Origin of the sequence: Salmonella sp. 741265055_HSA, from assembly GCF_046569525.1 — a bacterium.
Taxonomy (GTDB): domain Bacteria; phylum Pseudomonadota; class Gammaproteobacteria; order Enterobacterales; family Enterobacteriaceae; genus Salmonella; species Salmonella enterica.
On sequence record NZ_JBKFSQ010000010.1, the window covers coordinates 82,530 to 100,849 of the forward strand.

The 18,320-nt window shown below is 52.1% G+C and carries 14 protein-coding genes; 7 read left to right on the forward strand and 7 right to left on the reverse strand.

Annotated features, from left to right (window positions below; translation table 11 throughout):
• Positions 1-6: 6 nt before the first annotated feature.
• On the reverse strand, positions 7-3,453 hold the full coding sequence (gene mfd, locus ACLD4K_RS08070; protein WP_411011663.1) for a transcription-repair coupling factor: 3,447 nt from the start codon (positions 3,451-3,453) through the stop codon (positions 7-9).
• A gap of 337 nt (positions 3,454-3,790) precedes the next feature.
• Here mfd and lolC point away from each other — a divergent pair, with 337 nt between their 5' ends.
• Genes lolC through cobB form a run of 5 tightly spaced genes read left to right on the forward strand, consistent with a single transcriptional unit; the run spans position 3,791 to position 8,708 of the window.
• Entirely contained in the window at positions 3,791-4,990 is a 1,200-nt protein-coding gene (gene lolC / locus ACLD4K_RS08075; protein ID WP_411011664.1) for a lipoprotein-releasing ABC transporter permease subunit LolC, read from the forward strand.
• Complete coding sequence (gene lolD, locus ACLD4K_RS08080) at positions 4,983-5,684, forward strand: lipoprotein-releasing ABC transporter ATP-binding protein LolD (protein WP_001033714.1); 702 nt, start codon at positions 4,983-4,985, stop codon at positions 5,682-5,684. Before lolC ends, lolD begins: the two co-directional genes overlap by 8 nt.
• Positions 5,684-6,928: a lipoprotein-releasing ABC transporter permease subunit LolE gene (gene lolE, locus ACLD4K_RS08085; RefSeq protein ID WP_000168091.1), complete on the forward strand. Its 1,245-nt coding sequence runs from the start codon at positions 5,684-5,686 to the stop codon at positions 6,926-6,928. Before lolD ends, lolE begins: the two co-directional genes overlap by 1 nt.
• 28 nt (positions 6,929-6,956) lie before the next feature.
• On the forward strand, positions 6,957-7,868 hold the full coding sequence (gene nagK / locus ACLD4K_RS08090) for an N-acetylglucosamine kinase (RefSeq protein WP_183060527.1): 912 nt from the start codon (positions 6,957-6,959) through the stop codon (positions 7,866-7,868).
• 18 nt (positions 7,869-7,886) lie between these two features.
• Positions 7,887-8,708, forward strand: coding sequence for a Sir2 family NAD+-dependent deacetylase (gene cobB / locus ACLD4K_RS08095; protein WP_183060525.1), 822 nt, complete (start codon positions 7,887-7,889; stop codon positions 8,706-8,708).
• A gap of 81 nt (positions 8,709-8,789) precedes the next feature.
• Here cobB and potD read toward each other — a convergent pair whose 3' ends face one another.
• From potD to potA, 5 genes are all read right to left on the reverse strand, one after another.
• Entirely contained in the window at positions 8,790-9,836 is a 1,047-nt protein-coding gene (gene potD, locus ACLD4K_RS08100; protein ID WP_000759329.1) for a spermidine/putrescine ABC transporter substrate-binding protein PotD, read from the reverse strand.
• Between the two features lie 24 nt (positions 9,837-9,860).
• Complete coding sequence (potC, locus tag ACLD4K_RS08105; RefSeq protein ID WP_000580299.1) at positions 9,861-10,640, reverse strand: spermidine/putrescine ABC transporter permease PotC; 780 nt, start codon at positions 10,638-10,640, stop codon at positions 9,861-9,863.
• Between the two features lie 315 nt (positions 10,641-10,955).
• Entirely contained in the window at positions 10,956-11,966 is a 1,011-nt protein-coding gene (gene sifA, locus ACLD4K_RS08110; RefSeq protein WP_411011665.1) for an SPI-2 type III secretion system effector SifA, read from the reverse strand.
• Positions 11,967-12,294: 328 nt separating this feature from the next.
• The gene (potB, locus tag ACLD4K_RS08115; protein WP_183060521.1) at positions 12,295-13,158 is read right to left on the reverse strand and encodes a spermidine/putrescine ABC transporter permease PotB; all 864 of its coding nucleotides are present in this window, start codon (positions 13,156-13,158) and stop codon (positions 12,295-12,297) included.
• Positions 13,142-14,278, reverse strand: a complete 1,137-nt coding sequence (gene potA / locus ACLD4K_RS08120) for a spermidine/putrescine ABC transporter ATP-binding protein PotA (protein ID WP_000531607.1) — start codon at positions 14,276-14,278, stop codon at positions 13,142-13,144. The genes potB and potA overlap by 17 nt, the downstream gene beginning before the upstream one ends.
• Before the next feature lie 250 nt (positions 14,279-14,528).
• Between potA and pepT the strand changes: the two genes are divergently transcribed.
• Both pepT and ACLD4K_RS08130 read left to right on the forward strand, forming a co-directional pair.
• Positions 14,529-15,758 (forward strand): peptidase T, encoded by a 1,230-nt coding sequence (gene pepT / locus ACLD4K_RS08125; protein ID WP_000359410.1) that lies wholly within the window; start codon positions 14,529-14,531, stop codon positions 15,756-15,758.
• Positions 15,759-15,761: 3 nt separating this feature from the next.
• Positions 15,762-17,096, forward strand: a complete 1,335-nt coding sequence (locus ACLD4K_RS08130) for a hypothetical protein (RefSeq protein WP_411011666.1) — start codon at positions 15,762-15,764, stop codon at positions 17,094-17,096.
• A gap of 39 nt (positions 17,097-17,135) precedes the next feature.
• Here the strand turns inward: ACLD4K_RS08130 and ACLD4K_RS08135 are convergent, their stop codons facing one another.
• Positions 17,136-18,257: a JmjC domain-containing protein gene (locus ACLD4K_RS08135; RefSeq protein WP_411011667.1), complete on the reverse strand. Its 1,122-nt coding sequence runs from the start codon at positions 18,255-18,257 to the stop codon at positions 17,136-17,138.
• Positions 18,258-18,320: the final 63 nt, after the last annotated feature.

Sequence of the window (18,320 nt, forward strand, 5' to 3'; positions counted from 1 at the left end):
TGACGCTTATGCAATAGCGTTTTCTTCCAGTTGCTGCATAAACTGGCGTACCCAGTCTATACGCGTTTTACGTTCGCTTAAATCCTGAATAAACTTGAGGCGCGTCGGACCATCCAGACGGAAATGCTGCGGCTGTTTTTGCAGCAACCCGATAAGCCAGGCGGGGTCAACGTGGTTTTTCTCGGCGAACTCAATCGTTCCGCCTTTCTCGTTACCCTCCAGTTTTCGGATGCCGAGCTTTTGCGCCTGTTGGCGCAGGCGGGCGATATCCAGCAGATTACGCGCCGGATCGGGCAGCAGGCCGAAGCGATCGATCAATTCCACTTTGATCTCTTCCAGCTCGTTTTCATTCTTCGCGCTGGCAATGCGTTTATAGAATGACAGCCGGGTATTAACATCCGGAATAAAATCATCCGGCAGTAACGACGGCATTCGCAGCTCGACTTCCGTTTGCTGACTGGTGAGATCTTCCAGCGAGGGTTCGCGGCCTGCTTTCAGCGCATCAACGGCGTTTTCCAGCAGTTCCATGTAGAGTGAGAAGCCGATGGTTTCCATTGAGCCGCTTTGCTCTTCGCCAAGCAGTTCGCCCGCGCCGCGGATCTCCAGGTCGTGGGTCGCCAGTGCAAACCCGGCGCCTAAATCCTCCAGCGACGCAATCGCCTCCAGCCGCTTTTGCGCATCGGTGGTCATGGCCTTAGGATGTGGCGTCAATAGCCAGGCGTAGGCCTGGTGGTGCGAGCGCCCTACGCGGCCGCGCAACTGGTGCAACTGCGCGAGGCCGAAATGATCCGCGCGTTCAATGATGATCGTGTTAGCGGTGGGGATGTCGATCCCCGTTTCGATAATGGTAGTACACACCAGCACGTTAAAACGTTGATGATGGAAATCGTTCATGACCCGTTCCAGCTCACGTTCGCGCATCTGCCCGTGGCCTATAGCGATTCGCGCTTCCGGCACCAGTTCCGCCAGCCGCTCTGCGGCTTTCTGAATATTTTCGACGTCATTGTACAAATAGTAAACCTGACCGCCGCGCAGGATTTCACGCAGAATCGCTTCCCTTACTACCAGGCTATCATACTCGCGGACAAAGGTTTTTACCGCCAGACGACGGGCAGGGGGAGTGGCGATAATGGAGAGATCGCGCATACCGCTCATCGCCATATTCAGCGTCCGCGGGATCGGCGTCGCCGTGAGCGTCAGAATATCGACATCGGCGCGCATCGCCTTAATTCGCTCTTTGTGGCGCACGCCGAAACGGTGCTCTTCATCGACAATCAGCAGGCCGAGGTCGCGCAGCTTCACATCGCTTTGTAGCAGTTTATGCGTACCGATCAGAATATCGATCTTACCCTCGGCGGCTTCCGCCAGGATTTGCGTCTGCTCTTTGGCGCTGCGAAAGCGGGACAGCATCTCAATGCGTACCGGCCAGTTGGCGAAACGGTCGCGGAAGTTGTCATAGTGTTGCTGCGCCAGCAGCGTGGTCGGCACCAGTACCGCTACTTGTTTATGGTTTTCCACTGCCAGGAACGCGGCGCGCATCGCCACTTCGGTTTTGCCGAAGCCGACGTCGCCGCACACCAGCCTGTCCATCGCCAGCGGTTGGCACATATCGCTCAATACGGCGTTAATCGCCTGTGCCTGATCGGGCGTCGTTTCAAATGGGAAGCTGTCGCAGAATAACTGATACTGCTCACGATCATGCTTAAAGGCAAAACCCTCTTTTGCCGCCCGTTGCGCATAAATATCCAACAGTTCCGCTGCGACATCGCGCACTTTTTCCGCCGCTTTCTGCCGGGCGCGCGACCAGGCGTCGCCGCCCAGTTTATGCAGCGGCGCACTTTCTTCCGCGCCGCCGGCATAGCGGCTAATCAGATGCAATGAGGAAACCGGCACATACAGTTTGGCGTCATTGGCGTAGGTGAGCATCAGATACTCACCCTTGATGCCGCCAGCCTCCAGAGTGGTCATGCCGGCATAGCGTCCGACGCCGTGCTCCAGATGCACTACCGGTTGACCGACGTGGAGTTCCGCCAGGTTACGAATCAACGTATCCGGGTTGATCGTACGGCGGGAATCCAGGCGGCGACGCGCGACCCGTTCACCCAGGAGATCGCTTTCACAAATCAGCGCCAGATTGCGTTGGGTGTCGATAAAGCCATGTTCTGCGGCGCCAATCATCAGATAGCGTCCCGCATCCTGCGCCTCGTCCAGGCGTAAAATTCGCTTCGGCGCGATTTTTATGCGGGCCAGGAGCTCTCCCAGAGCTTCGCGGCGTCCTTCGCTTTCCACAGAAAAAATCACCGGACCGCTGAAAGATTCAAGGAACTTACGCAGCGCGTCCAGCGGCGCTTTCTGCTGTGCCTGGATAGCCAAATCCGGTAATTTCTGGAAACCAAGATTGGTATTGGCGGCTTTTTCCGGCAGATGGTCGGTTTTAAGCTGGAGGCGAGGCCAGCGTTTAAGCTCGGAAAAGAGCTCATCTACCCGTAGCCAGAGGGCTTCCGGCGGCAAAAGCGGGCGCATAGGATCGACGCCGCGATTTTCAAAACGCGCCAGCGTATCGGCCTGAAAGCGTTCGGCGCTGGTTTCCAGCGAGCCGGTATTTACCACCAGAGTATTGGCGGGGAAATAGCTAAATAATGGCGGTAATGGTTCGCTGAAAAAGAGCGGTTGCCAGTATTCGATCCCGGCGGGCAGAGTGCCTTTGCTGACCTGCTGATAGATGTGCTCGGCGTCGCGTTTTACCTCAAAGGTATCGCGCCACTGGCTACGGAAAAGCTCAATAGCGGCTTTGTCGGTAGGAAATTCGTGCGCGGGCAACAAATTGATGGCCTCGACTTCCTCCAGCGTACGTTGGGTATCCGCGTCAAACAGACGCAGGCTGTCGATTTCATCATCAAAAAAGTCGAGGCGATAAGGCTGTTCGCTGCCCATCGGAAAGAGATCCAACAGCGCGCCGCGCGTCGCGTATTCGCCATGCTCCATCACCTGATCGACATGCCGATAACCGGCGCTGTCAAGCTGCGCGCGCAGAGCGTCGCGGGACAGCCGCTGGCCTTTTTTCATCACCAGCGCATGACCATGCAGATAGCTATGCGGACAAACGCGCTGCATCAGGGTGTTTACCGGTACAATCAAGACGCCGCGCTGCATCGACGGCAACTGGTAGAGCGTGGACAGGCGCGAAGAGATAATTTCCTGATGCGGGGAGAAGCTGTCATACGGTAGCGTTTCCCAGTCCGCCAGGTTCATCATCATCTGATCGGTAAACTGGCGGATTTCATCATGCAATCGCAGAGCATTTTGCATGTCAGGCGCTATGAGTACCACCGGACCGGCATGGCGTTCGGCTATCTCCGCCACCAGCGTAGCGCAGGCGGCACCGGTAAGTTCGCCCAACTGGCGCTGATCGCCCGCTTTTGTCGGCAGCGTGTAACGTTGTTTTTCAGGCATAACGGTTGTCAGTATCTCTTTTTGTTTTACGCCGCACTCTACGCGTCACCCTTCAGGCTGCTTCATGGTTGGCTGCGCGCCAGGACAGCATGAAGGACTCAGGTATTCAGGGGCATATGACTGATAAGCAATGTTCTTTATTATCCGCGATCGTTGTTTATTAGCAAATTGAATCCGCCGGATCACACGCCGAACAGGTAAAGTATGAACATGTAAGTGACTTGATTTGTCGGCCTTTTTCAGAATAACGCTGACGAACTCTTACGGTTCAGACATTTACGCATTCCGCTTTCGCTTATATACTCGGGACTTTGCTAACAGCAACCAGACGGATTACATGTATCAACCTGTCGCTCTATTCATCGGCCTGCGTTACATGCGCGGGCGTGCAGCAGATCGCTTCGGTCGCTTCGTTTCCTGGCTTTCCACTATCGGCATTACCCTGGGGGTGATGGCGCTGGTCACGGTATTGTCGGTGATGAACGGTTTTGAGCGCGAACTGCAAAATAACATTCTTGGTTTGATGCCTCAGGCCATCCTCTCTGCTGAACATGGTTCTCTTAACCCGAATCAGATGCCGGAAAAATCGGTGAATCTGCAAGGCGTTAACCGTATTGCGCCGCTGACGACGGGCGATGTCGTACTGCAAAGCGCACGTAGCGTTGCGGTTGGCGTGATGTTGGGTATCGATCCGGCGCAAAAAGATCCGTTAACGCCGTATCTGGTCAATGTGAAGCAAAGCGAATTACAGCCGGGTAAGTATAATGTCATCCTCGGCGAGCAGCTCGCCGGACAGTTAGGGGTCAACCGCGGCGATCAGATTCGGCTAATGGTGCCATCTGCCAGCCAGTTTACGCCAATGGGACGCCTGCCCAGCCAGCGTCTGTTTACGGTGATTGGCACATTTGCCGCCAATAGCGAGGTCGATGGCTATGAAATGCTGGTCAATATTCAGGACGCGTCGCGTTTAATGCGCTATCCGGCAGGCAATATTACTGGCTGGCGTCTGTGGCTGGATGAACCGCTGCAAGTCGATACCCTCAGCCAACAGACGCTGCCGCAAGGCACGAAGTGGCAGGACTGGCGCGAACGCAAAGGCGAGTTGTTCCAGGCGGTGCGCATGGAAAAGAACATGATGGGATTGTTGCTGAGCCTCATCGTGGCGGTCGCGGCTTTTAACATTATTACTTCGTTGGGCCTGATGGTCATGGAGAAGCAGGGCGAAGTGGCGATTTTACAAACTCAAGGGCTGACGCCGCGACAAATTATGATGGTCTTTATGGTGCAGGGCGCCAGCGCCGGGATTATCGGCGCGCTGTTGGGCGCCGCGCTGGGCGCATTGCTTGCCAGCCAACTGAATAACCTGATGCCGATCATTGGCGCGTTTCTGGATGGCGCTGCGTTGCCCGTGGCGATAGAGCCGTTACAGGTGATCGTTATCGCGCTGGTGGCAATGGCCATCGCGCTGCTTTCTACGCTTTATCCTTCCTGGCGCGCTGCCGCCACTCAACCCGCTGAGGCTTTACGTTATGAATAAGATCCTGTTGCAATGCGACAACCTGTGCAAACGCTATCAGGAAGGCACCGTACAAACCGACGTGTTGCACGATGTCAGCTTCAGTATCGGCGAAGGCGAAATGATGGCGATCGTCGGCAGTTCCGGTTCGGGTAAAAGTACGTTGCTGCACCTGTTAGGCGGGCTGGATACGCCCACCTCCGGCGATGTGATTTTTAGCGGCCAGCCGATGAGCAAACTCTCTTCTGCGGCAAAAGCGGAATTACGTAACCAGAAACTGGGGTTTATCTATCAGTTTCATCATCTCCTGCCGGATTTTACGGCGCTGGAAAACGTGGCGATGCCATTATTAATTGGCAAAAAGAAACCGGCGGAGATTGACGCTCGGGCGCGAGAAATGCTGCACGCCGTAGGGCTGGAGCATCGCGCAACCCATCGACCTTCGGAACTTTCCGGCGGTGAGCGCCAGCGTGTCGCGATAGCGCGCGCGTTGGTGAATAACCCGCGTCTGGTACTGGCGGATGAGCCGACCGGTAATCTGGATGCGCGTAATGCCGACAGTATTTTTGAGCTTCTGGGCGAGTTAAATCGTCTGCAGGGAACCGCGTTTCTGGTGGTGACTCACGATTTGCAACTGGCGAAACGTATGAGCCGCCAGCTTGAGATGCGCGATGGTCGCCTGACGGCGGAACTGAGCCTGATGGGGGCTGAGTAATGGCGTCGCCTTTATCATTGTTAATTGGCTTGCGTTTTAGCCGTGGACGGCGGCGCGGCGGTATGGTTTCGCTCATTTCCGTCATTTCTACCATCGGTATCGCGCTGGGCGTGGCGGTATTGATTGTCGGTTTAAGCGCGATGAACGGTTTCGAACGCGAGTTGAATAACCGTATTCTGGCGGTGGTTCCACACGGGGAGATTGAAGCGGTCAATCAGCCGTGGACCAACTGGCGTGAAGCGCTGGCAAAAGTGCAGAAGGTGCCGGGTATTGCCGCCGCCGCGCCGTATATCAATTTTACCGGCCTGGTAGAGAGCGGGGCGAATTTGCGCGCCATTCAGGTTAAAGGCGTCGACCCTAAGCAAGAGCAGCAGCTTAGCGCGTTACCGTCATTTGTGCAAAATCACGCCTGGGATCATTTCAAAGCGGGCGAGCAGCAGATCATTATCGGCAAAGGCGTCGCCGATGCGCTGAACGTGAAACAGGGCGACTGGGTGTCCATCATGATCCCCAATGCGAATGCCGACCATAAGCTGCTCCAGCCCAAACGCGTGCGTTTGCATGTCATCGGGATTCTGCAACTGAGCGGCCAGCTCGATCACAGCTTCGCCATGATCCCGCTTGAGGATGCGCAGCAGTATCTGGATATGGGGTCCAGCGTTTCCGGTATCGCGCTTAAAGTCCATGACGTGTTTAATGCGAACAAACTGGTGCGTGACGCGGGTGAGGTGACTAACAGCTATGTCTACATTAAGAGCTGGATCGGCACCTACGGCTATATGTATCGCGATATCCAGATGATTCGCGCCATTATGTATCTGGCGATGATTCTGGTGATCGGCGTGGCCTGTTTTAATATTGTTTCCACCTTAGTGATGGCGGTAAAAGACAAAAGTGGCGACATTGCGGTATTAAGAACGCTGGGGGCGAAAGATGGTTTGATTCGTGCCATTTTCGTCTGGTACGGGCTACTGGCGGGCTTGCTGGGCAGCTTGATTGGCGTGGCGATCGGCGTTGTCGTTTCGCTTCAGCTTACCGCCATTATTAATGGGATTGAAAAGGCGATCGGGCATCAGTTTTTGTCCGGCGATATCTATTTTATCGACTTCCTGCCATCCGAATTACATTGGCTGGACGTTGTTTACGTACTGGTCACGGCGTTGTTGTTAAGCTTACTGGCGAGCTGGTATCCGGCGCGGCGGGCGAGCAACATTGACCCTGCGCGAGTATTGAGCGGCCAGTAATCGCGGGATATAAAAACAAGGAGCGGTGATGTATTACGGGTTTGACATTGGCGGAACAAAGATTGCGTTAGGCGTATTTGACTCAACGCGGCGGCTGCAGTGGGAAAAACGGGTTCCCACGCCCCATACCAGCTATAGCGCCTTTTTAGACGCTGTGTGCGAACTGGTCGCGGAAGCCGACCAGCGATTTGGCGTAAAAGGGTCGGTAGGGATTGGCATACCCGGTATGCCGGAAACCGAAGATGGCACGCTGTACGCCGCGAATGTCCCGGCAGCCAGCGGTAAGCCATTGCGCGCCGATCTCAGCGCCCGACTGGATCGCGATGTGCGTCTGGACAATGACGCTAACTGTTTTGCCTTGTCCGAAGCCTGGGATGATGAATTCACGCAATATCCTTTGGTTATGGGGCTTATCCTCGGCACCGGCGTCGGCGGTGGCCTGGTGCTAAATGGGAAGCCGATTACCGGTCAGAGCTATATCACCGGCGAGTTTGGTCATATGCGTTTGCCGGTTGACGCGCTAACGTTGATGGGGTTTGATTTTCCTCTCCGCCGTTGTGGATGCGGTCAGATGGGCTGCATTGAGAATTATTTGTCCGGGCGCGGGTTTGCGTGGCTATATCAGCATTATTATCATCAATCGCTGCAGGCGCCGGAGATTATCGCGTTGTGGGAGCAGGGCGATGAGCACGCACGCGCGCATGTTGAGCGCTATCTGGATTTACTGGCGGTTTGTCTGGGGAATATACTGACGATTGTCGATCCCGATTTGTTGGTGATCGGCGGCGGACTATCGAACTTTACGGCAATAACAACGCAACTGGCGGAAAGACTGCCGCGCCATCTCCTCCCTGTTGCTCGCGCGCCGCGCATTGAGCGTGCGCGGCATGGGGATGCTGGTGGGATGCGCGGCGCTGCTTTTTTACATCTTACCGACTAATCAAAAAAAGAGGTTGTTATGCAGTCGCGTCGGTTTCATCGATTAAGCCGCTTTCGTAAAAATAAACGTCTGTTGCGTGAACGTCTGCGCCAGCGGATCTTTTTCAGAGACAGAGTGGTACCGGAAATGGTGGAAAACCCAAGAGTATTAGTCCTTACAGGTGCAGGAATTTCTGCAGAGTCTGGTATTCGTACGTTTCGCGCGGCGGATGGCCTTTGGGAAGAGCATCGGGTTGAAGATGTGGCGACGCCGGAAGGATTCGCCCGTAATCCGGGGCTGGTGCAGACATTTTATAATGCCCGCCGTCAGCAGCTTCAACAGCCAGAAATACAACCCAATGCGGCGCATCTGGCGTTAGCGAAGCTTGAAGAAGCGCTTGGCGATCGCTTTTTGCTGGTGACGCAAAACATCGACAATTTGCATGAACGCGCGGGCAACCGCAACATCATTCATATGCATGGCGAGCTGTTGAAGGTGCGCTGTTCGCAAAGCGGCCAGATTCTGGAATGGAACGGCGATGTGATGCCGGAAGATAAATGTCACTGCTGTCAGTTCCCGGCGCCGCTACGTCCGCACGTGGTGTGGTTTGGCGAGATGCCGCTTGGCATGGATGAAATTTATATGGCGCTGTCGATGGCGGATATTTTTATCGCCATTGGCACATCCGGTCATGTCTATCCGGCTGCGGGTTTTGTGCATGAAGCAAAACTGCACGGCGCACATACGGTGGAACTGAATCTTGAGCCAAGCCAGGTCGGCAGCGAGTTTGAAGAGAAGCACTACGGCCCGGCAAGCCAGGTTGTGCCGGAATTTGTTGATAAATTCCTGAAAGGGCTGTAGTGCTGTTTGCCCGGTAACGCCTTATCCGGCCTACATTTTACGTTACGTTCATCTGTAGGCCCGACAGGCGCTTTGGCTGAATTAGCGTCCTGCTTTTAGCTTCTGATAATACTCTTCATAAATGGCGCTGGCGTCGCCGACATCGTTTTGCCACTCGCCTTTGCTGATGGTTTGCGCATCCGGATAGAGCGATTTATCATTGGCGACCTCCGGGCTTAACAGCTTACGCGCCGCCAGGTTGGGGGTAGGGTAGCCGATGGTTTCTGCCACCTCTTTCGCGACGTCAGGACGCAGCAGGAAGTTGATTAGCTTCAGCGCGCCCTCTTTATTCTTCGCATTCGCCGGAATAGCCAGGCTGTCCATCCAGAAAATACCGCCTTCCTTCGGCCAGACGACCTCCAGCGGCGTGCCAGCCTGACGAGCAACGAAGGCCGAACCGTTCCACACCATCCCCAGGTTGACTTCCCCTTCCATATACGGATTCGCCGGATTATCGGAGTTGAAGGCCGCTACGTTCGGCATCAGTTTTTTCAACTCTTCATATGCCGCTTCGATCTCTTTCGGATCGGTGGTGTTACCGGAATAACCTAGCTTGCGCAGCGCCATCTGGAAGACTTCTCGCGCATCGTCGGTTAAAAGCAGGCTGTTTTTATATTCCGGTTTCCACAAGTCAGCCCAGCTGGTAATGGTTTTTGGATCGATAGCATCGCTGTTCACGCCAATCGCCGTTGCGCCCCAGATATACGGAACAGAATAATCGTTGTTGGGGTCAAACGGTTTGTTGAGCATTTCCGGATCGAGGTTGTGGAAATTGGTTAATTTCGACTTATCGATCTTCTGGATCATGCCTTCTTTGCGCATTTTGTCGACATAGTATGTAGAAGGAACAACTAGGTCATACGCGCCATCTTTATAGGTTTTGAGTTTGGCATACATGGTTTCGTTTGACTCGTAGGTCGAATAAATCACCTTAATGCCTGTCTCTTTAGTGAACTGTTCCAGCAAGCCCGGCGGTACATACTCAGTCCAGTTATAGAAATAGAGCGTGTCGTTGTCGGAGGCATGAGCGGCACTCATACCCAGCGCCAGGGCGCCCGCCGCGAGCAGGTGGCGTGACCATTTTTTCATTTAACGTCCCCTGAATTACGGGCCTTATCGGCCCTTGGTTTTATCACGAGCAATAAGCTGGCTGGCAATGACCATTACCAGAGACAGCACCAATAAAACGGTCGCCAGCGCGTTCACTTCTGGTGAAACGCCGACTTTTACCATGGAATAAATCTTTAAGGGTAAAATTTCATAGCCCGGCCCGGTGACAAACGACGAGACCACCACATCGTCCATCGACAACGTAAAGCTCAGCAACCAGCCCGCCGCCACTGCCGGCATCGCCAGCGGCAGAATGATTTTGCGTAAAATCGTTACCTCACTGGCCCCCAGGTCTTTTGCGGCTTCCAGCATTCTGACATCAAAGCCTTTCAGGCGCGAATAGACCGTGACGACCACAAACGGCAGGCTAAAGGTGATGTGCGAGAACAGCAACGACCAAAAGCCCAGTTGAATGCCGAGCAACATAAACAGCACCAGCAGGGAGATCGCCATCACGATATCCGGCGACATCATCACCACAAACAGCATCCCGCTGACGAATGGCTTCCCGCGAAAGCGGTAGCGATAAAGCGCCACCGCGGTTAACGAGCCAATCAACGTGGCGAAGGTCGCTGAGAAAATAGCCATCGTCAGTGAATGTTGAGCGGCCTGCAACAGACTGTCGTTATTGACCAGTAGTTCGTACCATTTAGTGGTAAAACCCTGCCAGTTAATGCCGAACCGCGAACTGTTGAAGGAGTTCACAATCAGAATAATGATGGGAATATACAGATACGCATAGATGGCAGTCATGAAACCGCCACGGAGCAGCCGACCGATCATTCAAGTTCCACCTTCTTATTCAGAGGATGGGGTGCTTTTAGAGTATTGAAAATGATCAATTTTTTCTCTTCTCCAAAATCTCTCCAAAACGTCTCGCGGTTATCAGCAGCCAGAGAGAAGCAAGCTGCCGCTTGAAACCGCGAATTTTACAACAAATTGCCAGACGAGCGGGAAAAAAAGGCCATTTAAATGGCTATTCTCATCCGATCCGGTCATATGCGGCATTATTGCGCCAGGCAAGAGGTTACTCTGTAGGCAAACATGGAGTACGTGAGTAACCCCTGAACGTGACGTCTGAGAAAGCGTCGTCTGATTTTATAAAAAACAACATAAACAGCCGCTTTGTTGTTCTGAGCGAACGTGTAGCGTGGTTAACTGTTCTTCCGCCATTTTTTGTATAGCCTGGGGGTCTATTCTAAAAATGGCGTGAAAAACCTGATCAGAGATGGCTTCGATTATCTCAGCTAACATACTTTGGCTGGTGCTGGGATCCGTTACGAGGAACGCCTGAAACGTCTTATCCGCCAGTAAAACCTCTTTTACCATTTTTTCAATAGGTATGTGGGTATGCGGTGGTGGTATTTCAAGCTGTTTTAATCCACACATCGCCATTGTTTCTAAAAATGCGTTTTGCTGAGTACTTTCGGATATATTCGCATGCTGTAAAATGCGCGTTGTCTTTTCAATCCCAGACTGAATTTTCGCTGCCAGGTAGGTTGCCTTTTCTTGCGTTTTCCACTCATCTAAATTTCCTTTTCTCCATTCAGAATATAAAAACCCCTCTATGTTGTCTAATGGAACCGATAATGTCGGCGCGCCAGCAAGATTGAGACATAATGTCGAAGGGAGGGGGTAACCTACGATTTCGCTATATCTGCTATTAATCATGGCCGTCATTTGTGGATGCGATTTTAAAATATCCGGACGATCTTTTATTAAAAAATAAAAATTCCCCATCACTTCACAGCTAAAGGTATCGGTATTTTGAGTGATACGTAACAAGTCGTTCTCTTCGTTTTGATCTATGATGCGAAGAATAATAGTGGCATCATTTTCATGAGGATTATGAACCTGAAATCTATCTCTTTGCGATGCGCAGGCTAACTCTTTTAACTCAAAAAAGATCTCTGTAAGCCGCTCTCGTGTGGGGGCGCGTTCGGCAAACAACATCTCATGTAGACACTTGTCCGCTTTTGCTTTGCCAGTAGAAAAAAAGAAGTCTTTAATTTTTTCCCATAAAACTTTGCAACATGCTTCTTTCGTATTCCTTGGGGAGTTGATAAGGATTTCACTTTTTAAAAAACCATTCCCTATAGTAATCGGCATAATAATCTCACTTAAACTGGAGTAAAAATGACTACATAATTGATTAAATCAACCCTTTTTATCTCAACTGCGGGCGCATCGGATGTAATATAATTTTTAAAAGAGACTGGCAATCAGTATAAAACCTGAGAGCTTCGCGTATAAACGCATTACTGTCTGTGATAGCGTCGCTACAGGTAAAAGTAAAAGAAGGCCTACCGCGGATGGTGCTGTAGATTTGCAATACTGGCGGCAACTTCTTTCATGTGTTTTTTATGCCGAAGGCATGAAGTTTACCCTTGAATAAACTTCATGCCTGGATGCGTGTGGATTTGTTAGCGTTGCGCAATTAATCGCTTATATCACTCACCTTCTTATTCAATAAGCGGGAAGCCCGCCAGTAAATCAACAGCATGAGTCCCATCACAATGGTCAGCGTAATGCTGGTAGCCGCGCCAAACGGCCAGTCGCGAATATTCAGGAACTGTACCTTAATGACGTTACCAATCAGCAGGTTTTTCGCGCCACCCATTAAATCGGAGACGTAGAACAGGCCCATTGCCGGTAGCATCACGAGCAGGCAACCGGCGACAATGCCCGGCATGGTTAATGGAATAATGATGCGGATGAACGTTTGCATTTTACTGGCGCCGAGATCGCGTGCGGCCTCCAGTAGCGGTTTGTCGAGCTTCTCAATGCTGGAGTAGAGCGGCATGACCATAAACGGCAGCAAAATGTAAACCAGGCCGATAATAACAGCGCTTGGGGTGAACATAATGCGAATCGGCGTATCAATCATGCCCAGCCACAGCAGGAATTCATTGAGATAACCTTTAGTGCTCAGGAATATTTTCAGCCCATAGATGCGGATCAGTGAGTTGGTCCAGAAAGGAACGATCAGTAAAAACAGCAATAACGGACGTATCTTTTCCGGTAACTTCGCCAGAAACCAGGCAAAAGGATAGCCCAGCACCAGGCAGGAGAGGGTGGCGATCAGCGCCATATTCAGAGAGTGCAGGAGCACTTCAAAATAGAGCGGATCGAGCAGGCGTGCGTAGTTATCCAGCGTAAAGACCATCTTGACGAAACTGGCGTCGTCACGGGTCAGAAAGCTGGTGCCAACGATCATCAGGTTGGGCAGAAAAACAAACAACACAAGCCAACCGACGATAGTGACAATCACTACATTCTGGAATTTACTTGTGTTCTTCATCAGCCAGTACGACCTCCCAGCTTTCTACCCAACTAATGGCCATTTTTTGGTCAAGTGAATGGTCGAAGTCAGGATCGTCTTCGTTGAAGAATTCGCTGACCATCACCATTTTGCCATTTTCCAGTTCAACCACCGACTCCAGCGTCATACCTTTATAATTGCGCTCGCGCACGTAGCCGATAAGCCCTTCGATGTGGTTATCATCGTTGATCTCTTCGACGCGTAGATCTTCCGGTCGCAGCAGGACGTTCAGTTTTTGGCCCGGTTCGACAGCGAAATTGACGTATATATTGCACTCCCGACCTTCTACGCTGGCGCGGACGCGCTGTTCATCAAGTCGTTCAATGACGGTCGCGTCAAAGCGGTTAATTTCGCCGATAAAACCGGCGACAAACAGGTTTTTTGGCTCTTCATAGATTTCACGCGGCGTGCCGTCTTGCTCAATCACGCCATTACGCATTACCACGATACGATCGGACATGGTGAGCGCTTCTTCCTGATCGTGAGTGACAAAAACAAACGTGATACCGAGTTTACGCTGTAATGCTTTAAGCTCGTTCTGCATTTGTTTGCGCAATTTATAGTCCAGCGCGGAGAGCGATTCATCCAGTAATAACAGGCGAGGTTTATTCACCACCGCGCGAGCGATAGCCACACGCTGCTGCTGTCCGCCGGAAAGCTGGTGCGGTTTACGTTGTGCAAACTCTTCAAGCTGCACCATACGCAGCGCATCGGTCACGCGAGGCGCTATCTCGGCGGCTGGCGTTTTTTGCATCCGTAAGCCAAACGCGACATTTTCAAACACCGTCATATGCGGAAATAAAGCGTAGCTTTGAAATACGGTATTCACATAACGATTTTCGGCGGGAACGTGGGTGATATCCTGGTTATCCAACATGATATGCCCGGCATCAACGGTTTCCAGGCCGGCAATCAGGCGAAGGACGGTTGTTTTACCGCAGCCGGAAGGGCCAAGCAGCGTGAGGAATTCGCCATTGTTAATGGTCAAATCCAGTTGCGAAATGACCTCTTTGCCATCGAAACTTTTGCTAATTCCCGACAAAAGCACCAGCGGTGAAAGCGAACGCGGTTGATTATTCAATTTCTTACTCTGTCCCATGTAAACGCAACGGATGGCTGACCGCTGCGGGGTTTGTGGTTAACCACCTTAATCACTCTTAATGAGGGCGGCCATTCTACGGCAAACCACTGTAATCGCCAATCCTTGTTGCGAATTACTGACTTAGCTTTATAGTCAGAAAGCGTGTCAAAGTGAAATATTCTTGTTTGCAGGGATAAAAGTGACCTGACGCAATATTTGTCTTTTCTTGCTTATTAATAATGTTGTCACGAAAAGTGAGGGTGACTGCATGGATAAACTACTTGAGCGTTTTTTACACTACGTATCGCTGGATACCCAATCAAAGTCGGGTGTTCGGCAGGTTCCCAGCACTGAGGGGCAGTGGAAGTTACTACGTTTGCTCAAACAGCAGCTCGAAGAGATGGGGCTGGTTAACATTACATTAAGTGAAAAAGGGACGTTGATGGCGACGCTCCCGGCCAATGTTGAGGGGGATATTCCCGCCATTGGTTTTATCTCCCATGTGGATACCTCTCCGGATTTCAGCGGTAAAAACGTTAACCCGCAGATTGTCGAGAATTATCGCGGCGGCGATATAGCATTAGGGATTGGCGATGAGGTGTTGTCACCCGTAATGTTCCCGGTACTGCATCAATTACTGGGACAGACGCTGATTACTACCGATGGTAAGACATTGCTGGGTGCGGACGATAAAGCCGGTGTTGCGGAGATCATGACCGCGCTGGCGGTGCTGAAAGGTAATCCTATTCCCCACGGCGACATTAAAGTGGCGTTTACGCCTGACGAAGAGGTAGGGAAAGGCGCGAAGCACTTCGATGTTGAGGCCTTTGGCGCGCAGTGGGCCTATACGGTCGACGGCGGCGGCGTGGGCGAACTGGAGTTTGAAAACTTCAATGCTGCTTCGGTGAATATCAAAATCGTCGGCAATAACGTGCATCCTGGTACGGCGAAAGGCGTGATGGTCAATGCGCTGTCGTTGGCGGCGAGGATTCACGCGGAAGTGCCGGCGGATGAAGCGCCTGAAACCACTGAAGGTTACGAAGGGTTTTATCATCTGGCCAGCATGAAAGGCACCGTTGACCGGGCCGAAATGCACTACATCATTCGCGATTTCGACCGTAAGCAGTTTGAAGCGCGTAAACGCAAAATGATGGAGATTGCCAAAAAAGTCGGCAAGGGGCTGCATCCGGACTGCTATATCGAACTGGTGATTGAAGACAGTTATTACAATATGCGCGAAAAAGTGGTTGAGCATCCGCATATTCTCGATATCGCCCAGCAGGCCATGCGCGACTGTCATATTACGCCGGAGATGAAACCGATTCGCGGCGGCACAGACGGGGCGCAACTGTCGTTTATGGGCCTGCCGTGTCCTAATCTCTTTACCGGCGGATATAACTATCATGGTAAACATGAGTTTGTGACGCTGGAGGGGATGGAAAAAGCGGTACAGGTGATTGTGCGTATCGCGGAGCTGACGGCGAAGCGCGGCCAGTAGCGGATGTTACGCATTGTGGTGAAGCGTTTTATTATTTATGGCGGGATATTTTCCGCCATCAATTTTGCTGCCTGGAGCGCCGAATATACGCCTTCCTGGTCCCAACGCCAGCAACAATCTGCAGCATGTTTTATGACTGGCGATGAAACCTGCATAACGTTTATTGATGATGCGGTGAGGCTGGCCTCGCGGCAATATGGCAAACGCTCAATACAGCTTGTTCGTAGCCTGCTATTACAAAGCGATATTTATCAATGGCTGGGTAAACCGGAGTTAACGCCGCAAATGCTGCTGCGGGCGCGGGCAATAATGAAAACATTTCCGGCGGGCACTTATCCGGGCGATCGGGCCGATATGTTTGAACACCTGGCGGCCTTTTATGTTTACAGTGACGATCGCCATATAGCGTATTCACCTACAGAGCAGTGGCGATACGAGATCAAGGTTGATTACCGTCAGCAGATAGCCTGGCAAGAGCAGGCATTAACGTGGCGTCTTAAAGACAAAAAGGCATCGACGGAGGCATTGGTTTATACCTTAAACAGGATGCGCGACGCTTATTCTGATGCGCTGGAAGAGCGGGATGTCGAATGTGATAGTGTGCGTAAAGCCTATTATTTGGCGAAGATAGACGCAGCGGAGCGGCAGTGGCTGAGCGTTATTTTACGGGATAAAACCTGGGATAATCGTGAGCGCGTCGCCTCTTTTTTGCAGCAGAAAGCGGATATTGCTTATAATGCAGGGCATATTAGCGAAGCGATTAATGCGCTAAGTCAGGCGCTAAAAATTGAGCAAACACTTTATGGTGCCGAAATCGGCGAAATGACGGTTGACAGCAATAATCTTGCTGGCTTTTATGCACAGGGCCATCATTATAAGGAAGCGAAAGATCTCTACCTTAAACTTATCGCGTATTACCAGAGTCGTTTAACGCCAATGGCGACGGTAATATCACGATTACGCTTTTATTTGCCCGAAAACATCGACCTGGACAGTACCTCCCCCTATCTCCCATTGCTGGAAGAATATAAACGTCGGCAGTCTGACGTTTCAATGGTGTTGTATGGTATTTCGCTGCTTTATCAGAATAATCAAGAACTTGAACAAGCAAAAAACTTTGCGGAACGCGCCTTTGCGCTTGATACTGCAGCTTATCCAGCAAAAATGCAGTATGAACAATTACAGCAATTGGCTCATATTGCCGAAGGTCTTGGGGAGAACGTGCTGGCGCGACGTTACCGACAATTATCATTTCGCCATCGAATGGCCCACTCGCTTTATCCGGGCGATCCGCAATATAACGATGTCGCCAACCCTGGCGGCGATCGTTGTGGATAGTTTGCGCCAGCCCGGCCGCCGCCGGGCATTGCGATGTTCTTATCCTTCGAAGAACCAGTACCCGCTATTCACCAGCGCCGCCAGCATCGCGAGGAAGGACGGGTCTTCCAGCGCATCGCCGAAGTTTTCAGCGGTCAGTACAATATGACTGGCGAGCGCCTCCAGAGCGGGGCGATGCGGAGAGTCTATTTTTTCGCCATTCGCATAGACCTCATCGCCGATACGCAATACGCGAAGCCCGCCGAGACGTACTAATACCTCGCCTTGCTTTAAGGTATCGTAAATTTCATCAGGCTGATACGGCGGCTCCGGCGGCGCAATATCCAGTTCGTGGCGTGACTGAGAGAGAAACTCGCCAAGCCACTGTTGGAAATGCGCGGGTTGATTGATCAAATCGAGCATCATATTACGCAGTTTATCCATCTCCTGCGGCAGGATATCCGCCGGATGCTTGCGGGACGGCATATCCGGATCGCTGTAATATGTGTTGCCCAGCTCCCGTTGCAGGACGTAATCGGCAAAGCCGCTGATCAGCTCACGGCTATTGGGCGCGCGAAAACCGACCGAATAGTTCATGGCGTTTTCCAGCGCATAGCCTTCATGCGGGAATCCTGGCGGAATATACAGAATGTCGCCCGGCTCCAGCTCTTCATCAATAATGGCCTCGAATGGATCGACTTGTAACAGGTCGGGATGCGGGCAGTGCTGACGCATTTGCAGCTTTTCGCCCACGCGCCAGCGACGGCGACCGGTTCCCTGGATAATAAACACATCATACTGATCCAGATGCGGGCCAACGCCGCCACCGGGGACGGAAAAGGAGATCATCAGATCGTCGATACGCCAGTCCGGCAGAGCGCGGAACGGGCGCATCAAGGCGGCGGTGGGTTCGTGCCAGTGGTTTACCGCCTGTACCAGCAGCGACCAGTTGCTCTCACCCAGATGATCGTAGCTTTCGAAAGGGCCATGGCTGACCTGCCATTTGCCATCCTGATGGCTAACGAGTCGGCTGTCGATTTCGCTTTCCATCGCCAGCCCCGCCAGCTCATCCGGCGAGAGCGGATCGATAAAGTTGCTAAACCCACGTTTTAAGACCACCGGGCGTTTTTGCCAGTGGCGTTCAAGAAAGTCGGGCCAGTTAAGAGTTAATTGGTATTCCATGTTAAGTATCCGCAGGCTGGTATCTGACACCGATTATAACGGATGCTTAACGAGATGCGTGGA

What these genes read in the sequence shown, in the direction of transcription:
- sifA (WP_411011665.1), bottom strand. Translation starts at nt 11,966, where the DNA reads ATGCCGATTACTATAGGGAATGGTTTTTTAAAAAGTGAAATCCTTATC.
- nagK (WP_183060527.1), top strand. Translation starts at nt 6,957, where the DNA reads ATGTATTACGGGTTTGACATTGGCGGAACAAAGATTGCGTTAGGCGTA.
- potD (WP_000759329.1), bottom strand. Translation starts at nt 9,836, where the DNA reads ATGAAAAAATGGTCACGCCACCTGCTCGCGGCGGGCGCCCTGGCGCTG.
- potC (WP_000580299.1), bottom strand. Translation starts at nt 10,640, where the DNA reads ATGATCGGTCGGCTGCTCCGTGGCGGTTTCATGACTGCCATCTATGCG.
- lolC (WP_411011664.1), top strand. Translation starts at nt 3,791, where the DNA reads ATGTATCAACCTGTCGCTCTATTCATCGGCCTGCGTTACATGCGCGGG.
- mfd (WP_411011663.1), bottom strand. Translation starts at nt 3,453, where the DNA reads ATGCCTGAAAAACAACGTTACACGCTGCCGACAAAAGCGGGCGATCAG.
- lolE (WP_000168091.1), top strand. Translation starts at nt 5,684, where the DNA reads ATGGCGTCGCCTTTATCATTGTTAATTGGCTTGCGTTTTAGCCGTGGA.
- cobB (WP_183060525.1), top strand. Translation starts at nt 7,887, where the DNA reads ATGCAGTCGCGTCGGTTTCATCGATTAAGCCGCTTTCGTAAAAATAAA.
- ACLD4K_RS08130 (WP_411011666.1), top strand. Translation starts at nt 15,762, where the DNA reads ATGTTACGCATTGTGGTGAAGCGTTTTATTATTTATGGCGGGATATTT.
- potB (WP_183060521.1), bottom strand. Translation starts at nt 13,158, where the DNA reads ATGAAGAACACAAGTAAATTCCAGAATGTAGTGATTGTCACTATCGTC.
- lolD (WP_001033714.1), top strand. Translation starts at nt 4,983, where the DNA reads ATGAATAAGATCCTGTTGCAATGCGACAACCTGTGCAAACGCTATCAG.
- pepT (WP_000359410.1), top strand. Translation starts at nt 14,529, where the DNA reads ATGGATAAACTACTTGAGCGTTTTTTACACTACGTATCGCTGGATACC.
- ACLD4K_RS08135 (WP_411011667.1), bottom strand. Translation starts at nt 18,257, where the DNA reads ATGGAATACCAATTAACTCTTAACTGGCCCGACTTTCTTGAACGCCAC.
- potA (WP_000531607.1), bottom strand. Translation starts at nt 14,278, where the DNA reads ATGGGACAGAGTAAGAAATTGAATAATCAACCGCGTTCGCTTTCACCG.